5 protein-coding genes and 1 tRNA gene are annotated in these 2,571 nt (G+C 49.1%); 2 read left to right on the plus strand and 4 right to left on the minus strand.

The features are described 5' to 3' along the window. Positions 1 to 194: 194 nt before the first annotated feature. Positions 195 to 277, plus strand: a tRNA-Ile gene (locus RMO35_RS06375). A 21-nt stretch (positions 278 to 298) separates the two neighbouring features. Here the strand turns inward: RMO35_RS06375 and RMO35_RS06380 are convergent. Together RMO35_RS06380 and RMO35_RS06385 are read right to left on the minus strand one after the other, a co-directional pair. Beyond that, positions 299 to 778, minus strand: coding sequence for a hypothetical protein (locus tag RMO35_RS06380; protein WP_309739423.1), 480 nt, complete (start codon positions 776 to 778; stop codon positions 299 to 301). Between the two features lie 236 nt (positions 779 to 1,014). Further along, entirely contained in the window at positions 1,015 to 1,227 is a 213-nt protein-coding gene (locus tag RMO35_RS06385) for a hypothetical protein (RefSeq protein ID WP_309739424.1), read from the minus strand. Positions 1,228 to 1,255: 28 nt separating this feature from the next. Between RMO35_RS06385 and RMO35_RS06390 the strand changes: the two genes are divergently transcribed. Beyond that, positions 1,256 to 1,561, plus strand: a complete 306-nt coding sequence (locus RMO35_RS06390; protein WP_309739425.1) for a hypothetical protein — start codon at positions 1,256 to 1,258, stop codon at positions 1,559 to 1,561. On the opposite strand, the gene RMO35_RS06395 is transcribed toward RMO35_RS06390, so the two are convergent. Further along, entirely contained in the window at positions 1,558 to 2,370 is an 813-nt protein-coding gene (locus tag RMO35_RS06395) for a hypothetical protein (protein WP_309739427.1), read from the minus strand. The genes RMO35_RS06390 and RMO35_RS06395 overlap by 4 nt on opposite strands. 21 nt (positions 2,371 to 2,391) lie before the next feature. Then, the coding region (locus RMO35_RS06400) for a hypothetical protein (RefSeq protein WP_309739428.1) at positions 2,392 to 2,571 on the minus strand (180 nt) is incomplete at its 5' end.

Raw genomic sequence — 2,571 nt, forward strand, 5'->3', positions numbered from 1 at the left:
CGTACGCCGACTCGAACGGCGGACCTCATCGATGTCAACGATGCGCTCTAACCAACTGAGCTATACGTCCTTGCAGTCACCATTTATATCATAGATAACTTAAGGAAGTCAATACCATCTGGGTTGTCGGATCGGTATTAAGGCAATTTCAATAGTCAATTGTCAGTCTCTGATGCTAAGATAATCCAATATCACCAAGGTTGGCCGATCGGTTTAGGCAGCGGACTCATAATCCGCGAGCGCAAGCTCTAGACAGGTTCGATTCCTGTACCTTGGACTTTACAGTAAAGGCTCGTGCCTAATCTGTGCCTAGTGACAGGCTAGTTGAAATCATCCATTCCCCCCATTTGGGGATATCGATCTGATACTCAACGTTCTTGGATTCCCCATCTAGTTGACTCAAATCGTCACCATCTAAATTCAGAATGAGTAGAAAATGCGTACCAGCGATTAACAGCGAGTCTTCAGGCTTGGCTATTGCATGACAGATCGCCTTGCGGATTTGGTAGGAACTCATCTTTCCTGCGAAAATTTGGGCAGCCTTAGAGCTTGTCACCCACTGCTGTTGGAGCGGTTTTTCTAGATACTTAACGCGAGTTTCCAATAAAGCCATTTGTTGTCGCAACAGGGCTAGTTCGGGGTTAGACATACTTATTACTTTCAATTTGTATGTTTTCAATGCTGCTAAAATTTGGGTCGAGTCTCCAGGCGAGCGGGCTTTCCGCCAACGACCGAGCGGATCGGAAATAAGGCGAGTTATGGGTGAGTCCTTTCCCACCCCCAGTCTCCGATCTCGAAGGCTGTGTTGGTGACGCGATCGAGTTCCCCATCCTTTGTTTTTATCCACACGCCATCAAGACTAAAACGTTCGACTTTCGCAGATTCAATCGCTGGGACTATAGTTGAACTTTTGTTGACCCCATTCCTAAACCAAGCCTGCGGATATTTTGGGCTGGAGTGAGCATTTCGCCATGCTCGTTGACCTTTGGTCTGCCTTCTCTTCTCTTCGAGAGGCTACGCCAACGAGACGCTTCGCGAACGGCAATCGCCGATCTGGATGCGATTCGATCGCAGAAGTGACTCTACGCTCAAGATTACCGATCGATGAATCTTTCTGTAACCAGATTCACCAGCTATCAGCAATAGATCTTTGTCTACAGAGCCAACTCTGAGTGGTTTCCCACTGCGTCCATAGACGATCGAACCGATCTGAATATCAACATTCATACTCCACCTCCACATTTTCAAGATCGATATGAGAAAATGGCGTATGTCGATCGTTTGCATCGGTTGGATCGTCTCCAAAATTAGTAAAGTCTCGTTCCTCTGTAGTCCTAGCGCAGACGATCCCCTCTGGTTCGATCGTCTGCCGATCGTCTGTATTGCGAGTATCGTCTGCCAGATCGTCTCGATTAAAACTCTCTCCCCGATGGGCATTAAGGTCATCCGCACACTGTACAGACGGTGCAGACGTGCCACCTTGGCATTTAGTTCGGCTTGGGGCAGTCTCTTGTCTTCAGTAATCTCCAATAGTTGTGCCCCCAGTACTCGACCGCCTTAGCGGCGCGCTTCGCGTTCGGCTAAATCGTCACGAGTTACTAGAGCATCGATGGCAGTGATAATCTGGGGGCGCGTAAACTCAAAGGTCGTTTCCTCATCCGTTGTATTTAGGGTGCGGGTACTAAATCCAAACTCAGTTGCCATTCTGCAAAAATCATCTGACTGGTTGGTGCTGATGTGACTCACATTGTCATAACCCATCACCCAGCGTCGTGTAGCTGCTACTGCTAATTTGCGGAGTTCGTCCGGTCGGGTTCCCCGACCATGGAACGAACCCAAGCAATGAGTATCAGATTGGGGCTTAATTAGTGGAGCTTTACCAGGATCGACTAAACCCTTGATAATTTCCGCTGCGGCTGTCTTGCCACTGCCTCTGGGGGCGGTAATCACCAGAATGGGATATGTTAGATCGGGACAAAAGCAGAATAGTAAAAAAGTAATGATGAGAATCCACGCCGATCCATCGACATCGATGAGTTCCTTCAACTCATCTAGGTTTCCCCCTGCGCCCGGATCGGGTAAAGGGAGTAGCGAATTGGGTCGCCAAAACCGCACTGGTGGATCGGACACCGACCGCCAACCCGACGAATCAACCTCGAACGGCTTGCCGTCTGCGACAGCAATCGCTTTCCAATCTGGGATACCCAAATCGAGGTAGATTTTGCTTTGATGTTCGGCTGTTCTAAGATGCACCGACCGGGTTTCACCTTGAAAGATGGCAATTGCCTCTAATGTATTGAGAGTATCCTGAATTGTTCGCGAGCCGATGCCCTTACCTTCTGCTTGGAAATACTCGCCAGCAAGCCACATTCTGAAGGCTTTCGACCACCCTTATGGGGTGCGCTTGCGCGATCGAACGGCGTAGGTGTGACGATTGCCTTCGATCCAGATATCTGCATGGGAGATCTTGTCGGCTGTGTGAAAGTAAGTAACTGTTTTACCGATTTCTAATAGGGCATCTCCGCAGGTCTTACGCTCTTCCTGGGGTGCTGGCAGCACTAGTTCCCGATT

The sequence above is a fragment of the Chamaesiphon sp. OTE_20_metabat_361 genome, assembly GCF_031364565.1.